Raw genomic sequence first — 24,440 nt, 5'->3', positions numbered from 1 at the left:
GATCGAACCAGCTGCGCCCGGTGGGGGCCGAGAAAGCCGGACCTGGGGACCGGTGGGCTGACCTTCCCACCGAGCGCCACCCTGGTCGCATTCGTCACCTGGATGCCACGCGAGGCCATACAGAAGCCCGGCAAGAACGTTGTCCGCGCCCGCTGTGGACGATCACGTGGTCCGGGCGCCCGTCCTCGGCCGCCGATCGCAGCTATGACCACGCTCCGCGCTCGCGCCCCGGGTTGACATCCCCCTCGCCAAGGCGCTGGATGAAGCTTCCCCGGCGAGGACGGCACAGCGCCCTTCCATGCCCTGTATTGGTTATCGCGCCTGGGAGTGCAGTCCGCTGGCGAGGTTGTCCTGGGCCATGTCGTCTCGCTCAGCCGGTGTGAGCCACCGGGCGGATGAGCCGGCGGTGGTCCGCTCCACCCACAGCACATCGTCGACGGCCTCGGCGACGGCGTGCAGGTGGCTGATCACCATTACCAGGCGGTCACCGCCGGCCTGGGCGCGCAGTACATCCAGTGCCAGGTCCAAGGCGGTGGTGTCGAGGGCGGCGAAGCCCTCGTCGAGGAAGAGGGAGCCGAGAGTCGGCCCGCTGCGGGAATGCAGTTCGGCAAGTGCCAGGGCCAGGGCGAGGGACGCCATGAACTTCTCCCCTCCTGACAGCCGATTTGGGTGGTGTGCGACCCCGGAGCTGCGGCTGATGATGTCGAAGTCGTCTGCGAAACCGAATCGACCGTCGGACATCTGCCCGAGCAGGTCGCTGGCGACGCCGAGCAGTGCGCGGGTTCGCAGGGTGGTGAGGTGGCCCAGGAACTTGGCGTCGACCAGTTCGCGGCGTAGTACCTCGAGGGCTTCGTAGCGGGCTTCGCCTGCGGTGATGGCGAAGTCCAGGTCAGCGGCCGGCTTGATTAGGTCCTGTGCTTCTCGCTGTTTGCAGCGCTGGTCTTCGGCTTCTTTAGTTGCCTGCGCGGCCGCGGCAACGAGGGGGTGAAGTGATTTGGGTGTGGTCAGGTCGGCTGAGGCGTCGATGTCGGCGAGTGCGGCTGCTGCATGCTCGCCGAGGCGGCTTTCGGCGGCGGATGCGCGTTCTGTCGCCGTGGTGGCTCGCTCGATGAGTTTGTCGCCGAGTACTGAGGTCGTCGTCGACAGGGCGGCGGCGTAGTTGCGGACCTCGGCGATCGTCGGCTGGGTGGGAGCTTCTGGCAGCGCTGGCCGGTCGGCTTCATCGAGTGGGGTGCGAGCTTGGTCTACGGCCTGGGCCCACGCGTCGAGGTTGTCACGCAATCTGTCGAGGGGGCGTTCCAGGCGGGCGTGGGTGTCGTGGTCGAGGGTGCGCTGGTCGGCGAGTACCGCGGTCTTCTCCGCTCGGGCTGCTTCTCTCTGGTCGAGCAGCTCTTGGAGTTCGGTCTGCCGGGCGTTGATGGCTGTGGTGGCGGCGTCCGTCTGTCCGACGACGATGTCGATCGGGTCGTGGGGCAGCATCGCCTGGATGCGCGCGGGAAGCATGCCGATGTCGGCGGCGGTCCTTGTTACGGTCCGGGCATGCCGCTCTTGAGCTGCGGATGCATCTTCTTTGTCGCGGCGGTGTGTTTTCTTTCGTTCTGCCAGTGTTTTGCGGCCCGCTTCGATTCCAGCGGTGTGGCGGTGCATTTCGGCCTGCATCTTTTCGGCGTGTGCGGTGGCCGCGTGTTCGCATGCGGCGATGGCGTGGGTGATCGTTGCGGTGCCCTGCTCGAGGTGCTGCTGGTGTGGTGATGCGGTGATGCTGGCGGCGGGGGCGGCCAGGGCAGTGGTAGCGGCGGTCAGCCTTGCTGAGGCTGACCGGGCGTCGAAGTCTGTACCTGCTGCGGTGGCCAGCGCCTCCAGGCTTCGGAAGGCTCGTTCTGCTTCCTGGGTAGTCTCCTGCGCCGTCTGCTGTGCGCTGTGGTACTCGTGGTCACGTTCGAGCACCGCTTTATCGGCGGTGGTCACGGCGGCGCGGGCTTCGGCGCGCAGGTCGATGGCCTTGTCGTGTGCGCTCTTGGCCTGCTCTCGTTGTGTGTGCGCCTCGGTCAGTTCTTCCGCGTCGGCCGTTGTGGGGTGGAAGTCAGCCGGGAGCTGTCGGCGGCATACAGGGCAGTCGTCGTCGGGGTGGAGGTCGGCGGCGATCGCGGCTGCCTTTTTCCGCAGCCGGAGCGCCTCCAGGTGTGTCTCGGCCGCGGTGAGATCTTTATGGGCCGCAGCTGCCTCGGTCTCCACCGGGCCGAGGTGTTGGTGGGCGGATTTCTGCCGGTCCACTGCGGTGGCATGGGCGCGCGCGGTGTCAGCGACGCGCCGGGCCGCCGAGAGGGCCGCGTCCAACGCAGTATGGACAGTGGTGCTGTGCGTTCGAATCTGCTTACTGGTCTCGGCGGCGGCCCGGGCTGCCTCTGCTGTCGCTTCGACGTGTGCGGCCCGTTCGGCTAGTTCCGTTTCAGCCGTGGCGATGGCATCGTGTTCGTCGCCGAGTTGTGTGGTGAGCGAGGCTAGCCGGTCGCGTTCGTTTCTGAGTTCCTCGGCGGTTTCTGCGAGAGTCTTCAGGAGCATCGCGGCCTGGGCGAGGGCGTCCCGGCCTTCTCCTTGCTTCTCCGCCGCGGTGATCGCTCCGGTCAGTTCCTCTTCCCTGGCCGCAGCCTGCTCGGCACGCCGGTTGAGGAGGTCGCGCCGTGTGGTGAGGTCGTTGTCGGCGCACTCGAGCGTGTCGAGGACGGTGCCGGCATCGGTCACCTGACGTGTTGCCAGGCTCTGATAGGCGCTGGTGGCTGCCGCCGCGGTGTCCCGGGCTTGTGAGACCTCTTCCTGCAGTGCTGTGATACGGACGACGGCGGTGTTCAGGCGTTCGGCCTGAGCTGTGGCCGCGTCGGCGGCGGCTCCGGCTGCGGCGGCCGTCTCCCGCGGGTTGTCCGGCATGGGAGCCCGCTTGGCTTTCGCCTCGCCCAGGAGTTGCTGGAGCGTGCGGCCGTGGCGGGCGGCCAGGTTCCGGACTGTTTCCAGTGATTCGGCACCGAACAGTTCGCGGAGCCGTTCGCTGCGCTCCTTGGGAGCGGCGGTGAGGAGCTGGTCGAACCTGCCCTGCGGGAGGAGCCCGACCCGCAGGAAGGTGTCGTAGCTCATCTGCAGCACCGTCTTGATGCGGTTGTCGACGGCCGTGGCGCCGTCGGTCTCCTCACCGGTGTCCAGGTTTTTCAGGTGGTGCCGGCCCGCGTTCGGGTTGGTGGCGTGCATGGTGCGGTGGACACGCCAGTTCTGCCCATCGTGTACGAAGGTAAGTTCGACGCTCATGGCCTGTGCCCCGTCGGCGATGAGCTGCCGGGGTTCCTTGGCGTCCCAGGAGCTTTTACGGAACAGGGCGAAGGCGATGGCGTCGAGCAGGCTGCTCTTGCCGGCGCCCGTGTCACCGAGGACCGCGACCAGGCTCCTGCCGGTGAAGTCGACGGTGGTCTGGGCGGGGTAGCTGCGGAATCCGGTGAGGGTGAGTGTCATCGGTTTCATCGCGTGGTCTCCGCGTCGGTGGTGTCGATGCCGGTCAGCAGGCTGGAGCGGTCAAGGGTGTCGAGAGGTTGGCCGGCGATGGCCGCGGTCAGCAGCGTCTCCTCGCAGCACGGTGCGGGGTCCTCGGGGTCGGGTTCGGCTCGTAGGTGGGCGAAGGCGGCCATGGCGCGGTCCAGGGCCGGGCCGCCTGTGCCGCGGTCGGCGAGGTAGTCGTGCAGCAGGTCGTCGATGTCGGGCAGTTCGGTGGCGGAGGTTTGCCGTTCCAGCACGCGGTGTGCTGTGCCGGTACGGCGCTCGTCGATGTCGACGAGCGTCGCGTGCGGCAGCATCTTGGCGAGGGTGTCCGGCAGGGACGGGTCGAAGGCGTCGACGTTCACCACCGCTTTCACCCAGGCGTCCCCCACGCGGGCGGCGCGATGGGCGATCTGTTCCAGGGTTCCTTCGAGGCGCACCAGACGGCGGCCTGCGGTCAGCGGTTCGAGTTCGATGCGGGGATTGGTGTCCGGGCCGATCTCGGCGAGTACGACGCTCTTGGTGTCACCGGTCTCGCCGAAGTCCATCTGCAGGGGGCTGCCGGCGTAGTAGGCGGGGAATCCGGCACGGCCGACGGGCTGGGGTTTGTGGATGTGGCCGAGGGCGCCGTAGGCGACGTCGGGCAGGTCCGCGGCTGCGGCCGCGTACTCGGTGTTCAGGGAGATGCGCCGCTCCGAGTAGGACGGGAGGGCTCCTTCGATGAACAGGTGGGCGGCGTAGATGAGGACGTCCCGGGGGCTGCGGTCGGCGGTCAGGCGGCGGTAGACCTCGGCTTGGACGGTGCGCATTCGTTCGGCGTAGGTGGCGGTGGTCAGGGCGGGATCGGCGAAGTCGTAGGTGAAGCGGTTGGGGTGCAGGTAGGGCAGTGCGCCGATGCGCAGGGTGAGCTCCCCGTTCTTGGTCGGGTACTCGGCGACGAGGAGTCTGTGGGGGTGAGCGTCGGTGGCGAAGCGGACCCGGGTCTGGTCTCCTTCGCGGGCGCCCATGTCGTTGAGGACGTACTCCAGGAACGTCAGGACGTGCGTGGTGTCGTGGTTGCCGGCGACGACGACCACGGGCGCGATCGTGCCAAGGCGGCGTAGTGCCTGGGCCGCGCGGCGCATGTCGTCCAGGCTCGGCCGGGGGCCATCGAAGAGGTCGCCGCTGTGCACGATCAGGTCGGGGGCGTAGTCCTCGGCGATGGCGATGATTTCGTCCAGGACGGCGTCGACCTCGCTGTCACGTCGATGCCGACCGATCTGGCGGCCCAGGTGCCAGTCGGAGGTGTGGAATACGCGTCCCGTCACGGGTGCCTCCAGAGCAACGGCCTGCAGGGCGACGCGGGTTACGCCGCCGCGGCCGGAGGTTCGGTGTGCCCGACTGTACCGCGGATCACAGGAATAAGTCTGGAAAACTCTGGAACTCTGGTAACGTCTGGTACATGAGTGATCCGCTGGACGCCCTGGAAAAGAGCATCACCGCCCTGCGCCGCGCGATTCGCGATGCCACCGCCGCCGGTGACACCGAGCGCGCCGGCGAGCTGCGCATGCAGCTGCGCCGTGCCGAGCGGGCCTGGGACGCCCTCCTCGATGCCGATGAACCTGCGGCCGCCGCGCCCCGCCCCGCGCCGGAAGCGGCTCCCGCAGCCCGGGGATCGCAACTTCCGGCGCGCGAGCACGTCCACCGCGCCCTAATGCTCCTCAGGGCCCCGGCCGCACCCAAGCTGATCGTCGGCGTGCACGAGGCGTTCTTCCCGGGCGAGCTCTCCGCGTCCAAGCTGTCCAGCCTGCGCCGCGACGAGGAACGCTCCTACCGCTCCAGTCCGGGAGCCCGGCCCTACTACCTGTGCCCGGCGCTGGCGCACGACCTGCTGACACCGGTGCGGGCACTGATCACCATCAGCACCTGGACGCTTGAGCAGCGCATAATCGGCCCGCTGTCACCACGGGCGGACTTCCTCACCCACGCCATCGGTGTCGCCGAGGCCGTGCACACCTCCGCCGAGTCCACAACGGACGGGCCCAGCCCGCAGGCCCTGCGGCTGCTGTGGCGCTTCGCCGTCAGCATCCCCGACGCCATGCCGAAAAACGCTTCCGGTCACGAGGGCGCGCTGGATGCCCAGCAGGTGATCAGCGCTGCCCTGGCCGAGCTGGAAGTACACACGGACGCAGACCGCGCCACCCGGGTGGCGGCTGCACGGCGGGCCCGTAAGTCGCTCGGGGACGACGAGCAGTTGTTCGGTGCGCCTCAGCGCGGCGTGACGCGGCTACGGTCGGCGCGTGCCTGATCCCCCCTCTCCCTATCCTTTTCTCCCCGCAAGGATCTACGAGACCGTGAAAGAACCAGTCGACGACCGCCTTGACGCACTGCGTGGATCCGGGAAACGCCTGGATTACAACGCCCGGTCACTGGCGGCTCTGGAGAACAACCCGCGCTGCACACTGCGGGCCCTGCTGGACGCCTCCGGATCCGACAAGGCCGCGATTGCCACGCACGTCGGCCACCCCCCGTCGTTCGGCCAGTCCTCCTTCGCCATCACCCGCGGCAACACCTTCGAGGCGATGGTGAAGGACAACGGCTGCGCGGAGCTTCTGCGCGTTCTGCGCGAGACCCTGAAGCTGACGCTGCCGGAGGTGGCGTACGAGGACCTGAACGACGTCGGTGGCGACGGCCGTTCGGATAAGCGCCATGAGCGCACCAAGGAGGTCCTGCTGCGGGCCGCCCGGGGCGAGAGCGAGGGCACCTTGTTCGACCACCCGATGCTGCGCCTGCAGATCGGCGGGCAGGACGCGTACCTGGAGCCGGACCTGGTGGCCTTCCGCATCGACGGCCGCTTCCACGTCGTGGAGATCAAGAGCTTTCCGATCATCGACGGGCAGGCGGACTCCGCTCAGGTGCGGGCGGCGACCACGCAGGCGTGCGCGTACATCATCGCGCTGCGCGACCTGCTCGGGCGGGCCGGCATTAGTGAGGACGCAGTCTCCGACACGATCGTGCTGGTCGCGCCGAAGAACTTCACCAACCGGCCGACCGGGGCGTTCGTCGACGCCCGCAAGCAGGTGGCCGCCCTGACCCGTCAGCTGTCCCGCATCGAACGCATCGGGGACCTGGTGGACCTGCTGCCCGAGGATCTCACCTTCGATCTTGATGTGGACAAAGACAAGAAACGGCCCCGGCGCCCGGCCGCGGAACTGACCGAAGCGCTGGACCACGTCCTTGTGACGTACCGCCCGGACTGCCTGAACCACTGCGAGATGGCGTTCTACTGCCGCTCCCGCGCCCGCGTGGAAAACTCACTGGACGTCCTCGGGCCAGTAGTGCGTGAGCAGTTCGGCGGCATCGACACCACGACCATGGTCATGGGACTGGCTCGCGGAGAACTGACGCCAAGCGAGGACCAAGTGGAGATGGCCGCAGCCCTGCGGCACGCCGCACGACTGCGCGCAGAGCTGGAGGGTGCGGCATGAACAGCACATTATCGGCGCTGGCGCACGTACAAGCGATGGAGTCGATGCAGGCGGTGCCCCTGACCGAGTTCCGGCACCGGCACCTGTCCACCCGGCCGCTGGTGATCATCCCGCTGGCCATGGCCGGAGAGGCCGGGGCTCCCCTGGCCGCGATGGTCGGCTCCGCCAAGAGGAACGGAACCTTGCTGATCGTGGCCCAGCCCCGCAACCGCGACCAACGGTTCGCGTTCGCCGCCGACCTCGGCCGGATCGTGATGGACTACATCGACTCCTTCCGCCAGGACCGCCGCGGGGACGGCGAGCGTTCCCGGTACACCGACGCGCCACAGATCCTGGTGCCGAACCCCGGCGGCGTCAAAGCCCTGGCAGACCTGGGCCGCATGTGCCGCTTCCGCGCGACGTCCGGCCCCTACGCGGTGCCGGACGTCGTACCGGAGTTCGGCATGTGGCTGACATTCCTGGTCGAGAGAGCCGAACAGGCCGGCACCTCCATGCTGCTGCCCGTCACCGCAATGCTCACCGAGCACTGGGCGACCGGCCAGAGCACGCTCGAGGACCAGAACCTCGCCTCCCTGATGGCCTGGATCGCTCCTCCGCCGGGCTTGACCGTCGAGCAGGCCATGGCCGATGCGGAGAACCCGGACGTGTGCCCGCCGACAGGCCCGTCGACCTCCCCCGAGTTCGACAACCGCGACCTGGCCCCGGCGATCAGACGTTTCGATACGGCCAGCACACTCGGCGACTCCCAGGCACTGGCCGCCGCCGAGACCGAACTGCGCGAACTGATCGCTGGACAGATCCAGCCCACGTGGCGCATGGTGTGGGACGCCATATCGCGGCTGCGCTCCGTGCCCGAGGCGCCGCGGACCGCCAAGCGCTTCGAGCGTGACTGTACGGCCTTCACCGACTACTCCGACTACCGGGACTCCGGCGGCCTTCCGCAGCGCACACGGGACACCGCCATCGGTGCGGCCAGGCAGCTGGAACGGCTGGAGCGTGCACTGGCCGAGTTCGAGTCCGACATGGCGTTCGATGACCGTTTCGTGCTGGCCGGCCGGCGCAGTGCCGGAGAAGCGTTCGCCGGGACGGTTGTGCAGGCCGAACCCGGCCGGGTGGTAACCACGGACAAGAACAGGCGGGTGCCGCGGCCGCGTGTCACCGTCCGTACCGAGGATCCCGTACGGCTGGCCGCCGACACCAAGCTGATCAGCCCGTCCATGCCGGCCGGCCACAAAGCCGTGATCGTCTCCGTCCTGCCCGACGGCGACGCCACATGCATCACGGTGGAAATCAACGGCGGCATGGGGCGCGGCCGCGTCCCGAAGCAGGGCACCGTCCCCGAACCGGGCCAGTACATCGCTTACCTGCCCGACCCGGGGTGGCGCCCGGCACCGCAGTTCCCGACCTCCGATGCCACGCCGTGGACGCACAGTGCCGACGACGAGAACGACACCGGCTCCGCCGTACCCGAGGACGCCGCCGCAGAGGAGTGGGGCAATGAGGACTGACACCAGCACGACGCCCGAACCGGTCGCGCCCGACCCGGCAATGGCCGCCGCCGCCGCGACTCGGGCGATCCTCGCGGACATGGCCGACGGGCGTCACCGGGCCGTCGTCGTCGACTCCCCGCCGGGCGCCGGCAAGAGCACCCTGGTGGTCCGCGCCGCCCAGGAGCTCACCGAGGGCGGCGAACGCCCGATCATCGTCGCCCAGACCAACAACCAGGTCGACGACCTGGTCGTGCGCCTGGCCCAGGAGCATCCCGGCATCACCGTCGGACGGCTGAGCGCCAGCGACTACAACCCGCCGCCGGCCGCGGGCGCTCTCACGAACATCACCATCGGCCGCAAACTGGCCGACCTGACCGGCTGCCGGATCATCGTCGCCACCGCCGCGAAATGGGCCACGATCGGCGATGCCACGTTCGGCTGGGCGATCCTGGACGAGGCCTATCAGATGCGTTCGGACATGCTGCTGCAGATCGTCGAGCGCTTCGAGCGGGGCCTGTTCGTCGGCGACCCCGGCCAGCTGGACCCGTTCACAATCGTCGGCACCGAGCGCTGGATCGGGCTGCCGCACGACCCCACCCAGAACGGCGTCAGTGTGATGCTGGCGCACAACCAGGACATTCCGGTGCACCGACTGCCGGTGTCCTGGCGCCTGCCATCCTCGGCCGCACCCACCATCGCCCGGGCGTTCTACCCGTTCTCCCATTTCACCGCCGGGACCGGTAATGGCACGCGTGGCCTGGAGTTTCGCACCGCCGCGCTCGCCCGTGCCGGCCTGGACGAGACGCTCGCCCAGGCCCTCACCACCGGCTGGGCCCTGCACGAGCTGCCCCGCCGCCACGTCCCGCGCACCGACACCCAGACCCTCCAGGCCGCCGCCGACCTCGCCGACCGGCTCCTCGTCCGCGGAGCAGTCGCCACTTGCGAGCGCCACCCGGGGGGCCGCCTCCTAGGCGCTGGCGACATCGCCATCGGCGTCGCCCACCGCGACCAGGCCGACCTGGTCCGGACCGCACTCGCCCGGACCGGCATCCCCGGCGCACAGGACGTGGCGGTCGACACCGCGAACCGACTGCAGGGCCGCGAGTTCGAAGTCGTCATCGTCGTGCACCCGCTGTCCGGCCGCCGGGACGCCACGGCCTTCCACCTCGAGGCCGGACGGCTGTGTGTGCTCGCCTCCCGTCACCGGCAGGCGTGCATCGTCGTCGCCCGCGAGGGAATCGCCGACCTCCTGGACAGCCACCCCTCTATGGACCCGGTACATCTGTCCGTGCGGGCCAAGTTCCCCGACGGCTGGGAAGCCAACCAGGTCATGTTGGCCAAACTCGCTGAGCACCGTGTCGCCGCATGATTCCCGTGCAGCACTCCGACCCGGGTGTGTGGCCCTTCCCGCCGAATTCGCAAATCCATTCGTTTTCTCGGATTCCTCAGTTCCGGCGGCGGGACGGCGAGGTGCTGATGGGCCGCGCTTCGTGTCCTGGTGGAAAACGGCCGTTGTTCCCGGTTCGGGGGAGATCTGTCAGTGGCGGCCTTCAAACTAGGAAGCCTGTACACGTGAGGGCGTACGAGGCGTGGGGGCGGAATGGATCAATCGCGACAGTGGTGGCGGAGCGTTCTGTCCAGCGACTGGACTGTGTTCGCCCTGCCCGAGGACCTGGTGCGGGAACGCTATACGGCCCTGCTGGCTGCGTTGGAGGAATTGTCTACCCGCGGCCCGATGTGGACACCGGCTCAGATCCTCGAGCAACTGCGCACCGTGGGTTACCATGATGGGCTGTCCGAGGAGCAGTTGCTGTCGTCGCTTGAGCAATTGGCCAAGTGGGAGCTGGCCAAGCCGTTCAGGGATTATGCGGCGCCGGTGCGCAACTATCGCGGGGTGATCTCGCGGCAGGAGGCCTGGGCGTTGACGCTGCGGGGTCGGGCGCTGGTAGCCGCCGTGCGGGCAGCGGTGCTGGATTCCCGTCGTGCACTGCAGCTGCCGAGCCGGCTGCTGGACGGTGTGGAGCAGACGGTCCGCCGGATGCTGGAGCATTTCAACAGCGATGCTGGGCTGCTGACGGGTGATCTCGATGATGTGCGGACCCGGATCGATGAGCTCCAACGGGTGACGGCCGACTTCTACGGTGCGCTGGCGCAGATGGTCCAGTCCGATGTCACTGACGACGACGTGTTCGGCAGGAACCGGGACCGGGTGCTTGAGGCGCTGCGGCAGTTTCCGCGGGAGTACGGGCGGGCGTTACGGCGGGTGGGGGACGCGCTTGCAACGTTGCGGGAGGTGGGTCACGGTCCGGTCGTGGAGACCGCGGCCATGCACGCGGGTCTGGTAGATCCGGCCGAGCAGCAGCGCTGGGTAGACGAGCGTATCCGTCGCTTGGCCGACTTGGAGGCGTGGTTCACGCCTGACGGGACGGTCTACCGGTTGATCGCTTCGGCTACTGGTGCTGTGCACACGCTTTTGATCGCGATCGACCGGCGGTACGCGGCCAGGAGGCGGGGTGCGGATCTGGGGGCTGACTTCCGTGCTGTGGCGCGTAGTTTGCATCGGCAGGGCGGCGAGGAGCAGGCGCGGCGCGTGTACGGGGCGGCGTTTGGGGACTGGCCTGCGTGGCACGCTCAGATCGGGCCAGCTGAGGAGGATGTGGCGCATGCGACGGTGGCGGCGGCCGGACTCACGGCACACCGCGTCGAGGTGACGCTGCGTGAGCATGAGCGGGTGGGGAAGCCTGGCGGCAGGCCCCGGAAGCTGGCGGACACCACCGTGGACCGGGAGGGCGCGCTGGCGCGGGCGCGGGAGGAGGCGCAGCTGCGGCGCCGGTTTGCCCGGGTGCTGGTGACGCCTGGAGAGGTGGGGCTGGAGCACTTCGCGGGGTTGGCGGCGGATGCTTCGGTGATCTTGCTGCGGGCGGTGGAAGCGGCGCTGCAGGAGTTCGACCCCGTGCTGGGGTTTGGGTCTGCGGTGGCCGAGGGGGCCAACGTCGTGGTGCGGGTACGACCGGGAATGGCAGACCGGCAGGTTCGGGTGGGGTTGGCCGAAGGGGTGCTGACCGGCCCGGATCTGCGTATCCGTGTCGATGCGAGCGAGCGGGCTGAGGAAGCGGCTGCGCAGGGGGCAGCATGAGCGGCGAGGTGTTGGAGGCCGATCTACGGGATGCGGCCCGGGTGCTGGTAGATCGAGGACGGCTTCGGGCCGAGGCTGAGCCGGAGCTGTACCGAGCGGCTGTAAAGGGGCAGGCCGCGTTGGCGGGGTTGTTCCGGTCGGAGCTGGGCTGGACGCTCGAGGTACTGGAGGTGGCGCAGCTGGTCCGGCTGCACAAGCGGCGTGTGGATGTCCCTGGTGACAGGGGGCCTTCGGTGGCCCGCGGCGGGAGCCGTCCGGTGCTGCTGTCGCAGGAGGCGCTGGTGCTGGTGTGTCTGGTGTGTGAGCAGTTGTGGCGGCGTCCCCGGTTGAGCGTGCGGGAGTTGATGCAGGCGCTCGCACAGGTGTGCGCGGAGGAGGCCACTTCAGGTGGGCTGCCGCGGGTGCAGTGGGTGGCCGGGGAGGGGACGTCGAAGCAGGAGGCCCGCTGGCACCGGCAGAACCTGGTGGACGCGTTGCAGGTGCTGGAGGCTGAGGGTTCGGTGGAGGCGGACTCCGACCTGGAGCGGGTCGTGGTGGACGAGGACGCTGACCTTGTGGTGACGGCCTCGAGAGACCGGTTGGCGGCGCGGTTCTCCTCGCTGTCCCCCGGGCTGCTCGGCCTGGACGTGCTGCCCCCGCAGGAGCATGCGGCGGCTTTGTCGACCGCTTCATTGCTCGACCCGGTGGCGCCGGAGCCGGACCAGGTGGCGTCGGTGGAGGAGCGGCGGTTGCAGGCGCTGCGGCGGCTGGTGGACGACCCAGGCGTGGATCCCTTCGACGAGCAGACGCCGGGGACGGCGTACCTGCACACGCTAGCCGGCCGGGAGCGCGGACTGGCGCTGATGTCCAGCTTGGGGTTGGGGGTGACAGTGCGCCGGGACTGGTGGGAGGTCACCGATCCCAGTGGGCTCGGGACCGAGATGGACTTCCCCAACGGTCGGCGGATGGAGCGGCAGGCCGCGTTGGCGCTACTAGCTCATCTGGCCGAGCGGAACCAGGCCGGTTCGGTGGTGCAGGTGGGCGACGTGGTGGATCTGCTGGAGGGGGTGCGGGCGGTGATGCCGAACTGGGCGGCCGGCCACAAAGCGCAGCTCCCCGCGTTGGCGCGGGCGGCGATCGGTGAGCTGGCGGCCGCGCGGCTGCTGGTGCCGGTGGAGGGTGAGACGGAGCAGTGGCGGGCAACGCCTGGGGTGCATCTGTGGCGGGTGCGGGTAGCCCATGCAGCCCGCGGCACGGCGAAACCGGAGCCAGGTGGGGCGTCCAGTGTCGAGCCGGGTGAGGGGGACGCGTGAAGATCGCTGGAAACGGACCCGTCGGGGCTGGTGGCGTCGGGCTGGGCGTGCCGGTCGCGGAAGGCAGGTGGCAGCCCACGCGGGCCGGGGTGGTGAACTCCTGGGCCTGGGCTGAGGAGGAACTGCTTTTCGCCGACGGGTGGCTGACACTCGCGGGGCCGAACGGATCAGGGAAGTCCTTGTCGGCATCGATGCTGGTCACGGTGCTGTTGGACGCGGATGTGTCGCAGACCGCCTTGTCGGTGTCGGGGAAGGCGGCGGGAACGTTACTGAGCCGACACACCGACCGGGACGAACAGCAAGACCGCACGGGGGTGTGGTGGCTGGAGTACGGGCGGCGCGCCGATGGCGGGGCTGTGGAGTATGTGACGACCGGGTTGTGGCTGAGGGCAGTCGGCAAGGCGGTGCACCGGGTGTTCTTCCTGTCACGGGGGCGGGTCGGGGAGCAGCTGCGGCTGCAGGTGGACCGGGAGCCAGTGCGGATCGGTGACCTCGCAGCGCAGTTGGCTGCCTGTCAGGGGCAGGCCTTCACCTCCAGCGCTTCGTCTGCGGCGTCGAACCGGGCTCGGTTGTCGGAGCATCTGCGGGTGGTCGGGGACGAGCACGACTACCGGCGGGCGGTGCGCGAGGAGTTGTTCGCCCCGCTGGACGAGGTGCAGTTCGACGCGCTGGTGGGGGTGCTGCGCAGCCTGCGCAGTGTGCGCACTGCGGAGGCGATCTCCGCGGCCGAAATGGGCCGGCTGCTGTCCAGCGCACTGCCTGCGCTGGACAGCGAGCGGCTGGCGGTGATCGCTCAGGCAATGGAGCGGATCTCCGAGCTCGAGGACCAGTTGGAGCGTGCCCGGGCGGAAGAGAAGCTGCTGCAGGGCGCGGAGCGGACGTATCGCCGGTATGTGGAGGCAGTGGCGGTGGTCGAGGCCGCCTCACTGATCGCGGCAAACACCGGGTTCGACGCTCAGACCAGGCGTGAGCGCCAGGCGAGTGAGGAGGCGCAGCAGGCCGAGGCGCGGGAAGCCGAAGCCGTAGAGCTGCTGGCCGGGACGCGGGCCGAAATCGGGGAGTTGGAGGGGCGGAAGAACGCGGCGGAGGAGGAGCTGCGTGGGCACGCGGGCGCGGTCCTTCCGCAGCGTGAGCAGCGGGCGGTTGAGCTGGCCGCTGCCGCCCGCACAGCGGCCAAACGGTCGGACGAGGTCGGTAGCGAGGCTTCCCGGGCTGAGGGCGCCGCCCGGGAGTCGGCGGACGGCGTCCGGTCGGCGCAGGGCGCCGTGTCGGCGGTGTCCGGGCCGCTGCGGGTGGTGGGGGGCCGGCTGGGCGCGGACGCGGCCCTGGAGGGACTGCTTGCCCTCGACGAGCGGCTGGTGGCGGCCGAGGCTGCGGCAGTGGCCTCAGAAGTAGTCGACGGGGCGTGTGCGGCGCCGCTGGCGTGGGTGGACACCCGGCTCTCCCAGTTGCGGAAGGTAGAAGCCGCGCTCGGGGACCATGCGACGGCGCAGGGACTGGAAGTCGCGGCGGCGGCCGATCTGCGTGAGGCTGAAGGGATCGAGGAGACGGACCGGGCCACGGCCGACCAGACAGGCAGGACGCGGGCGCAGGCCGAGGACACGTTGCTGGACGAGATGCGGCAGTGGGCGGACGCGGCGGTGGAGTTGCGCGGTCCCGCCCTCGAACTGCTCGTGCGGGACGGTCGCGGCGACGGGGAGCGGTTGCCAGTCGGGAAGCTGACAGCAGGGCTCGCTCAGGTCGCCGGCGAGGCGCGGGCGAGGATCGACGCAGCAGCGCACCACCGGCAGGCGACTGCGGACCGTGCGGTGGCCGAGCGGGCGGCCGAGGCATGGGAGCAGGCACGCACGCTGTGGGAGCAGGAACTCGGCGCGGCCGAGCAAGCCGCGCAGGCGTTGCGCAGTGCACAGGAGGAGGCCCGGGAGCAGGACGCGGCCGAGCAGGAGGCCCGGGAGCAACACCAGGAGACGCACCGGCGGCAGGTCGCGCAGGCGGAGGCCGCCGTCGCGCAGGGTCAGGAAGCAACTGATGAGGCCGAGTCGGCGGCTAGGGCGGCCTGGGAGCAGTGGCAGGGCCTGGTCGGCGTGTGGCGGCACGACGCGGTACTGATCGACATCGGCATGCTGCCGGAGCCAGCCGGGGACGGGGCCACGGTCGACGCCACGCAGACAGTCGCGCAGATCCAGGTATCCCTGGAGCGGGCGCACGCAGCGGCCGCCGGGCGGCTCCAGCGTGCCGTGGACACCGCCGACCAGGCGGCGGGACTGGCGCAGGAAACGGTCCGTGACCTGGAGCAGCAGCTGGAGCGGGCCCAGCAGTCGGCGCCGGTACCACCAGCACCGCTGTGGCGCAGCCGACAGCCCGTGGACGGCACCCCGTTGTGGGCGCTGGTGGACTTTGCCGGACACCTGACGGACGAGGCCAGAGATCGCCTCGAGGGTGCTCTGCTGGTCAGTGGCCTGCTGGACGCGCTGGTCCGTGCCGACGGACAGGCGGTGGCAGGGGATGTGACCCTCCGACCTGGAGCTGCGGCGGCGTCGGGGGCAAGTCTGGCGGACGTACTTCGACCCGACACGCAGGGCCGGATCGCCCCCGAGCGGGTCCACCAGCTGCTGCGGTCGATTCCCCTGGACCCGTCGGCGAGCGATCAAGTCACGATCGCGGTAGCAACCGCGGTCGCACCGGCCGGCTATCAGGCGCGGTTCATCGGGCGAAGTGCCCGCGAACGCGCCCGGCTCCGGCACGTAGCCGACCTGGAGCAGCAACTCGACCAGGCACAGGAGGCATTGCACCAGGCACGCGAGGAGACTGCGCATGCTCGCGCCCGGGTGAACGCCGTCGCGATGGAGCGGGACCGGTTCCCCTCCCCCGCCGGGTGGGAACAGGCCCGCGAGAGGTGGCAGGGCCTTCTCCAGGCGCTGCAGGAGACCCACAACCGGTCCGCTCAGGACATCCGCCTGGCCGAACGCGGGCTGGCGCAGGCACTGCACGCCCTGGACGCGGCTGCCGCGCGGCGCCGTAGCGCGCTGGAGCTACTGGCCCAGGAGGCACGGCACACCGAACAGGTGGCGGCCACGGCACTGGCCGCAGTCCGAACGGCTGAAGGCACGGCGCGCGAGGCGGCCGGGACCGCAGCCGCCAGCCACGCCGGGTGGGAGCAGGCGAAGGACGCCCAGGCGCACGCCGATGCCGAGCAGGCCGGTTTCCCGCCGCTGGATCAGGTCTTCTCAGCCCAGCAGCAGGAGGACGACGCGGGCGAGCAGTTGCAGCACTCCATCAGGCGCACGGCCGACGCACGCGAGCGGCACCGCCGGGCCGGTGAGGCCGTGCGTCAGGCGCTGCGGGCGTTGAACCGGGCAGCCGACGCGGGCGGCGGCACCGTGCTGCCCACGGATCCGAAGGCGGCCGACGCCCACCGCGAGGACACCACCTTGATGTTCCGGCAGGTCGAGGCCTGGCGGGGCGCCGCAGGGCGGGTGATCGACCTCGCGGGACGGGCGCGTCAGGACGCGAAAACCGCCGAACGCTGGCGGATCCTAGCGGCCGACGCCGCCCGGGAGGCAGAGCAAACCGCCGTGGACGCGGGGCGCGAGAAGGCGGCTGTCGAGGAGATGCGGCGCCTGCACGGCGCCGAGTACGAGGAGCTGCGCGCCTCGCTGCAGGAGGTCACCAGTGCGCTCGACCGCGCCAGGGCACGGGTGGAGAAGCTGCAACGCACTAAGGAACGAGCTGCTGCTGACGCGGCGTCGGCCCGGGCGCGGCTAGATGAGGTCGCGCCGCTGCGCCAGGCGGCCGAGGAGCACCGCGATGCCTGCCTTACCCGGTTGGGCCGGCTCGTCGACGAGGGCCTAGCCCTGGTCAGTGAGGACATCTCCACCGGGCCGGATGGCCGGCCCGCGAACCTGACCGCGGGACTGGCCTGGGCCAGGCACCTGCTGGCCGACCGCTTCACCGGGCCAGGCGCGGGAGTGGGGGCGGACCGGCTCGCCGCAGCGTCCCGGGCCCGGGACGCTGCGCTGAAGGCCCTTGAGGGCGCCGCCCGCACCGCCAACAGCGCACTGGCCCGGTTCAACCGCCAGGTCATCCTCACCAACGTATCGGGCACCGGGTGGCAGCGTGCCGAGGTCGCCGACCCGGCCGCCGCCCGTGGTCAGGACCTGCGCGCAGCGGTGGAGGCGCTGCGCGCGGCAGTCGCCCAGCTGGAGCAAGACCTGCGCTCCGACATCAAGAAGGCCATCAAGACCAGCATGTTCGCTCAGCTGCAGCGCGACGTCCAGGTCCGCCAGGATCTCGCGCAGCAACTGGTGCGGCAGATCGGCCAGACCCTGGCGGACGTGCGTACCGGGGTGGCCCGGGTGGGCGTGAAGGTCGAATGGGCGGTGCGCAAGGACGCGGATGCGAAGGCCATGGTGGAACTGGTGAAAAGTCCCCCCTCGGACGAGATGTTCGAGCGGATGTATGACGTGCTGCGGCAGCGGATGGACGAGTCCGTCGGGGACACGTGGGCGGACAGGGTCGCGCACACCTTCGACTACCGGGCCTGGCACGAGTGGACGATCTCGGTGACCCACTCCTCGTTCAGCGACGGGGACGGTGACCGCTTCAAGGAGGTCAAGCCGCGCGGTATGAACCCGCTGGAGACGTTGTCGACCGGGGAACGGCGCCTGGCCACGATGCTGCCCCTCCTGGCGGCCGCGTGGTCGATGTACAGCGGGGAGTACCGCGGGCCGCGGCTGCTGTCGATCGACGAACTGGACGCGGCGTTCGACGACGCGAACCTTCGGCAGATGCTGGGATTGCTGCGCCGGTGGGAGTTCGACGTGCTGGCGACCGCGCCCTCGATGACCCCGGTGATCAAGAAGGAGGCCGGGCAGGTCGTCATCCATCAGGTCGTCACCAGCGGGAAGCACCGCGTGACGGTGCCGTGGCTGTGGCAAGGCCACGGGGAGGCACAGCCGCTGACGCTGGACCTCGGCCTGGGCTTCGACGGCGGGATGGCCGACTGATGAGCACGGCATGGGAATGGGTCGCGGGCGATGAAGCGCTGGCCCCGCTGTGGGCCGCCGTGCACGACCGGCTGTGCGCCGGGACGGATCCTGCAGCAATGGCAAGTGTGCGGGTGACCGGGCTGCCGCCGGCGGGGGTAGCGGCGTTGCGGGCGTGGCTGGACGATGCGGGGCGGTTACGGCGCGGCGCCTCCGCGGTGGTCGTGGATGCCCGCGGGGCGCGAGTGCCGGTACGAGCGCTACGCCAGGTGCTGCGGCTGGAACCGCAGGACTTGGTGGCGCTGGTGGAGCAGGCTGTGGGGCGGCCGGTGATCGACCGCGCGCGGCAGCGCATGAGCGACGCGGCGCTGCGCCAGGATGTGTGGCAGTACGCGGCCGCACAGTTGCCGGCGTGTCCGGGGCTGGTCTCACGGATGCGCGCCGCCGGGATCGGCGTCGACGAAGGCACAGGGGTGCGCAAGCTGGTCGACGCCCTCGCCGCCGTGGCAACACGGCTGCCGGCCGACCCGCCGGTTTCGCTGCCCAAACTCGCCCACGACACCGCCGGTGACCCCCATTTCTTCGACCTCGACACCCTCGCTGGCAGCCGGCTCGTCACACTGGTCGCCGAACTGACCGGACAGGTGGAGCCGACACGGCCGGACCGGATCCGCGCCCTGCTCGAGCAGACCGGAGTGGTACCTGACCGCCTCACCGCCACCGTGCTTCTCCACCATGTCCAGGCCATCGGTGACGGATCGGTCGACCGGCGCCTACGCGACGCCGTCGCCCCGGTTGCGCTGCACCTGTTCGACCTGACCCGCACTCCCCCACATCTGGACCCGACCCAGGTACTCACCGTGGTGGAGAACCCCTCCGTCCTCGAAGCCGCCCTCGCCTGCGGCCACACCGCGCCGCTGGCGTGCACCAGCGGACAGTTGCGCGCCGTCGACCACGCCCTGCTGCAACTCGCCGTCGACCAGGGCGTGGCGCTGCAGTACGCAGGCGACCTGGACGGGCCAGGGCTCGGCATCGCGCACACCGTCGCCCGTCTGTACGGCGCCAGACTCGTCGCCATGGATCTGGCCACACTGCACGACGCGGGAACCCACCCGTCCGCGGTGTTGCTGGGCCCGCTCGCCGACGAAGACATCGATCTGCAGCTCGCCCGCGAACTGCGCATCGTGGGGCGGGTAGTGTTCCAAGAACACGACGCCGTTCTGGACCGCCTCCTCCCACCCGCCTCCACCTCCTGAGTTTGACTCATGTAGCCGCTGGTCATCACCCTGCGCCCAGGACCGCCACCGCGACACTCCACACTCATCGAAGGTGATCACCGGCACCTGACCGCTCCTGCTAGCCAGCGCCTTTGGGGACAACTCTCCTCGCCCAGCAGGCCGTCGCCGCGCTCAGGGAATGGAGAAGCAAGCGCCCACGCAGATCGTGACGTCCACCGCCGCTGGCAGCGCTCGGGTGCCTGGTAGCAGTGCACGCCGTTGTACAACATCACCAGCCAACGGTCGGCCCGATGAGCGTTGCACGATCATCCATGGTGAAGCGCCTACGGTCAGCGTCGTCGGTACCGATCACCAGCTCCAGCGCGACGCGGGCGCAACTCTGCTTCATGGCCTGGGTCATGAGCGGCTCGACCTTGAAGTAGACGATCCAGGCCGTCGCCGGCAGCTCAACCATTCAGTCTGCTTGCGCCTGCTGGCCGCCTGGCGCCACCGGCGACATCTCCTGGCGCCTGCCGCTGCTCCGGCCGTACCGCGCAGGTGGCGCACAGCCAGCCCCTGGGGCGGCGGTCCGGAGCGGGTTCATGCCACGGCAACCCACGGATTGTCAGCGGCGGGTGGAAGACTGCCGACCCCCTTGAGGAAGGAAAAGGTCGTGGCAACGGTGGCGAACGATACGGCAGTAGCTGATATGAGACGGTTGGGCAATGCCGAGCCCCTTGAGCCCTATCCCGGTGGCGCACGCAGACCCTGGAAGTGCCGGTGCCTGAACGAGGGCTGCGGCAAGATCATCTACCCGAACCGGAACAACGTGATGAGCGGGCAGGGCGCATGCAAATACTGCGCGCCCAACGCGCCCGTCGATCCAGAGGCGGCCGTGGCCGCGATGCGCGGCCACGGCTTCGACACGCTCGTCCCCTTCCCCGGCACCGGCAAGCCGTGGCTGTCGAAGTGCACCACTGCCGGTCACCTGGTTGCCCCGCGTTATGACAACACCACAGGCCGCGGCGGGCGGTGCCGGTTCTGCGCCCGCCGCGGACCCGGCGACCCGCAGCAGGCGGTGACCGACATGAAGGCAGCCGGTTTCACCCCGCTGGAGCCGTACCGCAACGTCAGCACGCCCTGGACATCGCTGTGCAACGGCTGCGGCACCATCGTCTCCCCCAATCTCAATAACGTACGCACCCGCGGACAGTGCTGCCCGCACTGCGCGAAATACGGCCTCGATCCGGCCGCGCCAGCCTTCCTGTACGTCATGGCCCACGTGGTCTTCGGCGCGGTGAAGATCGGCATCACGGGACGCCACACCCGCGAGGACCGCATCGCCCGCCTGCAGGGCTCTGGATGGGCGGTGGTCCGCACCTGGCTGTTCGACACCGGCGCGGCCGCCTACCGTATCGAGCAGACCGTCCTGAAACAGCTGCGCACTCAGGGGCACGGCCCCTACCTGACCGCCGAGCGGATGCCCGCCGGCGGATGGACCGAGACCTTCGACGCCGCCGCTGTGACCGCGACCGCGCTGTGCCGCAGGGTCACCCATGCCCTGACCACGTTGCTGGTGTAGAGCCTTCAGGTGTGCGGGGTCGCGGCGCGCCAGCCCCGTACTGGAAGGGGCGCTGGGCGGCCTCGGCCCGGTGAGGTCTGGCCCCGCCTTCAGCCGAGGAAAACGGGGCCCCTTCCGTTGGCCGTCAGCCAGGTACCCGAGCCAGTACGAGACCGCGGACTTCCCTCGCCTGACCTTTCTCGATCAGGAACTTTCCGACGGTGTGGAACTGAGAGCCGGTGGTGAAGACGTCGTCGACCAGCAGGACCCGCTTCCCCTCGACGCCCCGCCGAAGCTTGAGCGCCGCAGCGTGCTCGCGGGCGGCCTCCATCTTGTCGTACCACCCCCCGCCAGCCGACTTCGCGGTCTCCCGCGTCTTGATCAGAACCGGGCTGTCGGGATCGGTGATCGGCCAACGGTCGAGTTTGTCCTCTGCGTGCGCCGCCTTCATCATTCGCTCGATGTGTTGGAGGGGCGCCCGGTTCGGTGCGGTGGGATTGCCGATGATCAGGTCGATGTCCGCTACCAGGTCCTCGTTGGTTTCGAGCCATCCGACGATGAGCCGGCCGAAGATGACTCCCCAGCCCTGCGAGCCGTCTCTGAGGCCATACTTGTATTCCTTGATCGTCTGTTCCAGAGGGGCGGCGTACAGGGCGAGGGCATCCACTCGCGTGAAGAAGCGCTGGCTCGGACTCCAGCCGCAGATCCTGTTCCAGCACTGCGCGCCCTGGGCAGCCAGGGTCTGGCTGCACACTTCGCAGTGGTGCTCGGCAAGCGGACGCACCGCCGAGGCCGCGCACTCCGCACACCCATGGGTGGTTCCTGTGAACCGGTATGCGCAGCGGCGGCACTGCGGAAAGACGAGGCGCCCGGGAAGGTCTAACTGGTGGGTCACAGGCCCGCCAGAGCAAGCTGGAGGCGCTGCTGCGCGGCCTGCTGGACTCTTTTGGCATTGCCCAGGCGCGAGAGCACGTCGTCGAGCTCGCTGACTTCGACGGCCTTGCCTTCCGCGACCATCTTCGCCGCCCATGGCTCGCTCGTCGCGAGGGACTTGATCAGGAAGACTTGCTTACCGTGCTCGTGGGCGATGCGAGCCTGCATCTTGGCGCCGGAGGTTGAGGAAGCCTCAATTACGATCGAGCCCATGGTGGAGCCGGAGGTGACAACGTTACGCCTGGGGAAAGTCCACGTGGCCGGCGCGGAGGTGGGCCAGAACTGCGAGACGAGCGCTCCGCCCTCGGCGACGATCCGAGTGGCAAGGCCCTTGTTCTGGGCGGGATAGATTTTCGCTGCAATGCCGGTCCCCATCACGGCGACGGTCCGACCACCGGCATCAAGCGTGGCCGTGTGGGCGGCGGTGTCGATCCCCTTAGCCAGACCACTGAAAATCACCACGTCCTCCGCGACGAGGAGACGCGCCATGCGCGCGGCCCGGCGCATCCCGTCCTCGCTGGCGTTGCGGGTGCCGACGATCGCGGCCGAGCGGGCGTCCTTTTCTTCCAGGTCGCCGAGGTGGAACAAGAAGGGCGGCAGGTTCGGCACGAGGCGCAGGTTCGCCGGGTAGTCTGAGTCGAGCACGGTCACAAGGCGGGCCCCGGCCTTCTCGGCGGCCTCCAGCTCCGTGGCCACGCGCGCATGGGCGTCGTCGACTGCCGGCAGGGCCTTACGCAGGAGTGAGAGGTTCTTCCGTGCGACGGTGGAGTCCTCCGGAATGTCACCTCCAAGAACGACCTGGAGGGCTTCGGGCGACTGGCAGGTCCGGGCAATCAGGCTCCAGTCGACGGATTTGCTGTCTGCCCGCAAGGCGCAGATGGTCAGCAGCTTCTGCTGCTGAGGTGTTGCGATCATGTTGTGTCCTTCTACTCGCGGCCCCGGTGTGTTCGAAGGGTGGTGCTCGTTGTCAGTGGGCCTTTTCCCATCATGGCGTACGCCGGATCGAGTCCGCACGGGGGTGTACGCAACCAGTCGGGTGAACCACGATGCACTCATTCCGTAACATTAAGTAACTTTCCGTAGCCGGCGACGTTCCGGTCGTCATCGGCGTCGATGACCAGCAGGGGCTCGGCGGCTTGATCCTGGACATGTCTGCCAAGTCGCTGCCTCTTCTAATCGAGTGGCCCCTGGCCGAAGCGCAGCTCGGGGCGGAGAGGCTGCACGGCTCGGGTCGGGACGCCGACCCGCTGCTGGTCCTCACCTGGGCGGCGTGCGAGCGCTGCGGCCTGCCCGCCAAGGGGCCGAGCAGAAGGCCGGGCGGCTGCCCGAGGGCTATAGGGTCATCAAGCAGGTGGAGCGCGCCGGCTTGAAGCTCACCCGGCGGGGCTGAGGCCGTGGGCGCGGATCTACCGCCCCGTCCAGGGCAGCCGCCGGCAGTGTGTGCAGCTGTGCTGGCACGCACTCGACGACCGTGCCTGGGGGGCATGCCGCCCGGCTGGAGCCGGCGGAGCTCGCCCGGGTGCTGGGTGTGTACACGCAGCGGGTGATGACGCCGTCACGTTCCATCTCCAGCTCGCGAACCTGCTTACGCAAGGCCGCGATCTCCGCGTCTTTCGTGGACCCCGCGACCGCCTCGGGTCGCTCGGCATGCTCCGCGGTCTTGATCCACTGCCGCAGCGTCTCGTGGTTCACGCCGAGCTCGGCGGCTACGCGCGAGACGGGCCAGCGCCACCGCGTCCGCCCGGAACTCCGTCGAGTACTTGTAGGCCCCCACCCGGGACTCCTCTCCCTGGGCTCAAGATCCAGTGTCGAGGTGTCCAACATCAAGGGGAAGCTTCACCTGCCTCATCACCCACCGACACGTCCAACGCCTTTGTTAGGACCTCTAAGAGGGCATCTGATCAATGTTCACGCTGTTCTGTCGGTCATGTCCGTTTCGATTCGCCACGTTGGCGTGGATTCTCCCGTGAGCTCGCGGGACATTTTGTTAGCCATCGCCCAGTGGATCATCGCCCGGGACCTCTGCGGGAGGGCTTCGTAGTCCCGCGCCAGGCGGCGGTGCTGCATCAGCCAGCCGAAGGTCCGCTCGATCACCCACCGTTTCGGCAACGGTTCGAACCCCTTCGTCCGTGGCCGCTGCACGACCTCCACATCGATCCCCAGGCAGGCGCCGTGGTTGAGGACGCTGCTCTGGTAGCCGCCGTCGGCCCAGACCTTCGACACGGTGGGGTGGGCTGCCGCTAGGTTGTCGAGCAGGAGCTTGCCGCCGGTGGTGTTGTGCACGGACGCGGCAGTGACCAGCACGGCCAGGACCAGACCGAGGGTGTCGGTGATGACGTGCCGTTTGCGTCCCTTGATCTTCTTGCCGGCGTCGATGCCCTGACCGGTCTCGGCCACGTTTGCCGAGGTCTTCACGCTCTGCGCGTCGATCACGGCCGCGGTCGGCTGGGTGCTGCGGCCATGGGATCGACGGGTCTTGTCCCGTAACAGGTCATGGACCTGCTGGGTGGTGCCGTCGGCTTCCCACTTGGCGTAGTAGTCGTAGACGGTCTTGTACGGCGGGAAGTCGTGGGGCAGGTACTCCCATGGGATGCCGGTGCGGTTGACGTACAGGATGGCGTTGACGATCTCCCGCAGGTCGTGCACTCGAGCCGCTGTGCCGGGTCCGGTTCTCCTGGCACGCCAGGCGGTGAAGACCGGTTCGATCAAGGCCCAGCGGGCGTCGGAGACATCACTGCGGTACGGACGACGAGCACTCACACCTCGCCCAACGACCGCCAACGCCAGCAGTCACAAAACCATCCCTAACTACCAACTACATAGATCAGATGCCCTCTTAG

The 24,440-nt window shown here is 69.3% G+C and carries 15 protein-coding genes and 2 pseudogenes; 10 read left to right on the top strand and 7 right to left on the bottom strand.

All coding sequences use genetic code 11. From position 1 onward, the window contains the following. Nucleotides 1-312: 312 nt before the first annotated feature. Nucleotides 313-3,498, bottom strand: coding sequence for an AAA family ATPase (locus tag KUM38_RS33010; RefSeq protein ID WP_254398127.1), 3,186 nt, complete (start codon nt 3,496-3,498; stop codon nt 313-315). A 5-nt stretch (nt 3,499-3,503) separates the two neighbouring features. Further along, on the bottom strand, nt 3,504-4,826 hold the full coding sequence (locus KUM38_RS33005; protein WP_217134974.1) for an exonuclease SbcCD subunit D: 1,323 nt from the start codon (nt 4,824-4,826) through the stop codon (nt 3,504-3,506). A 134-nt stretch (nt 4,827-4,960) separates the two neighbouring features. Here KUM38_RS33005 and KUM38_RS33000 point away from each other — a divergent pair, with 134 nt between their 5' ends. From KUM38_RS33000 to KUM38_RS32965, 8 genes are all read left to right on the top strand, one after another. Further along, nucleotides 4,961-5,806 carry a hypothetical protein gene (locus KUM38_RS33000; RefSeq protein ID WP_217134972.1) on the top strand — a complete coding sequence of 282 codons (846 nt, stop codon included), beginning with the start codon at nt 4,961-4,963 and terminating at the stop codon, nt 5,804-5,806. 46 nt (nt 5,807-5,852) lie between these two features. Next, nucleotides 5,853-6,986: a hypothetical protein gene (locus KUM38_RS32995; RefSeq protein WP_217134970.1), complete on the top strand. Its 1,134-nt coding sequence runs from the start codon at nt 5,853-5,855 to the stop codon at nt 6,984-6,986. Next, the gene (locus KUM38_RS32990; protein WP_217134969.1) at nt 6,983-8,494 is read left to right on the top strand and encodes a hypothetical protein; all 1,512 of its coding nucleotides are present in this window, start codon (nt 6,983-6,985) and stop codon (nt 8,492-8,494) included. The genes KUM38_RS32995 and KUM38_RS32990 overlap by 4 nt, the downstream gene beginning before the upstream one ends. After that, nucleotides 8,484-9,845 carry an AAA family ATPase gene (locus KUM38_RS32985; protein WP_217134967.1) on the top strand — a complete coding sequence of 454 codons (1,362 nt, stop codon included), beginning with the start codon at nt 8,484-8,486 and terminating at the stop codon, nt 9,843-9,845. Before KUM38_RS32990 ends, KUM38_RS32985 begins: the two co-directional genes overlap by 11 nt. Nucleotides 9,846-10,127: 282 nt before the next feature. Further along, nucleotides 10,128-11,612 carry a DUF2397 family protein gene (locus KUM38_RS32980; protein ID WP_217134965.1) on the top strand — a complete coding sequence of 495 codons (1,485 nt, stop codon included), beginning with the start codon at nt 10,128-10,130 and terminating at the stop codon, nt 11,610-11,612. Further along, complete coding sequence (locus KUM38_RS32975) at nt 11,609-12,904, top strand: DUF2398 family protein (protein ID WP_217134963.1); 1,296 nt, start codon at nt 11,609-11,611, stop codon at nt 12,902-12,904. The genes KUM38_RS32980 and KUM38_RS32975 overlap by 4 nt, the downstream gene beginning before the upstream one ends. Beyond that, complete coding sequence (locus KUM38_RS43390) at nt 12,901-17,910, top strand: SbcC/MukB-like Walker B domain-containing protein (RefSeq protein ID WP_217134962.1); 5,010 nt, start codon at nt 12,901-12,903, stop codon at nt 17,908-17,910. The genes KUM38_RS32975 and KUM38_RS43390 overlap by 4 nt, the downstream gene beginning before the upstream one ends. Further along, nucleotides 17,910-19,145 carry a TIGR02679 domain-containing protein gene (locus KUM38_RS32965; RefSeq protein ID WP_217134960.1) on the top strand — a complete coding sequence of 412 codons (1,236 nt, stop codon included), beginning with the start codon at nt 17,910-17,912 and terminating at the stop codon, nt 19,143-19,145. The genes KUM38_RS43390 and KUM38_RS32965 overlap by 1 nt, the downstream gene beginning before the upstream one ends. Nucleotides 19,146-19,395: 250 nt before the next feature. Here the strand turns inward: KUM38_RS32965 and KUM38_RS32960 are convergent, their stop codons facing one another. Next, nucleotides 19,396-19,581 carry a hypothetical protein gene (locus tag KUM38_RS32960; protein ID WP_217134958.1) on the bottom strand — a complete coding sequence of 62 codons (186 nt, stop codon included), beginning with the start codon at nt 19,579-19,581 and terminating at the stop codon, nt 19,396-19,398. A 198-nt stretch (nt 19,582-19,779) separates the two neighbouring features. On the opposite strand from KUM38_RS32960, the gene KUM38_RS32955 reads away from it, so the two are divergent. Then, complete coding sequence (locus tag KUM38_RS32955; protein ID WP_217134956.1) at nt 19,780-20,688, top strand: hypothetical protein; 909 nt, start codon at nt 19,780-19,782, stop codon at nt 20,686-20,688. A 124-nt stretch (nt 20,689-20,812) separates the two neighbouring features. Here KUM38_RS32955 and KUM38_RS32950 read toward each other — a convergent pair whose 3' ends face one another. Next, the gene (locus KUM38_RS32950; protein WP_308409118.1) at nt 20,813-21,421 is read right to left on the bottom strand and encodes a ComF family protein; all 609 of its coding nucleotides are present in this window, start codon (nt 21,419-21,421) and stop codon (nt 20,813-20,815) included. A gap of 137 nt (nt 21,422-21,558) precedes the next feature. Next, the gene (locus tag KUM38_RS32945; RefSeq protein ID WP_217134955.1) at nt 21,559-22,515 is read right to left on the bottom strand and encodes a DNA-processing protein DprA; all 957 of its coding nucleotides are present in this window, start codon (nt 22,513-22,515) and stop codon (nt 21,559-21,561) included. A 212-nt stretch (nt 22,516-22,727) separates the two neighbouring features. Between KUM38_RS32945 and KUM38_RS42465 the strand changes: the two are divergent. Further along, nucleotides 22,728-23,164, top strand: a pseudogene (locus KUM38_RS42465) (transcriptional regulator); the annotation flags it as partial. A gap of 62 nt (nt 23,165-23,226) precedes the next feature. On the opposite strand, the pseudogene KUM38_RS43820 reads toward KUM38_RS42465, so the two are convergent. Continuing rightward, a pseudogene (locus KUM38_RS43820) lies at nt 23,227-23,424 on the bottom strand (transposase); the annotation flags it as partial. A gap of 84 nt (nt 23,425-23,508) precedes the next feature. Then, a complete protein-coding gene (locus KUM38_RS32935) occupies nt 23,509-24,360 on the bottom strand; it encodes an IS5 family transposase (protein WP_217134952.1) in 852 nt (283 codons plus the stop codon). Nucleotides 24,361-24,440: the final 80 nt, after the last annotated feature.

This window comes from Streptomyces sp. AC558_RSS880, from assembly GCF_019049255.1.
Lineage (GTDB): Bacteria > Actinomycetota > Actinomycetes > Streptomycetales > Streptomycetaceae > Streptomyces.
The sequence above is the reverse complement of the archived record's forward strand: the minus strand, read 5'-3'. Positions and strand labels throughout refer to the sequence as shown.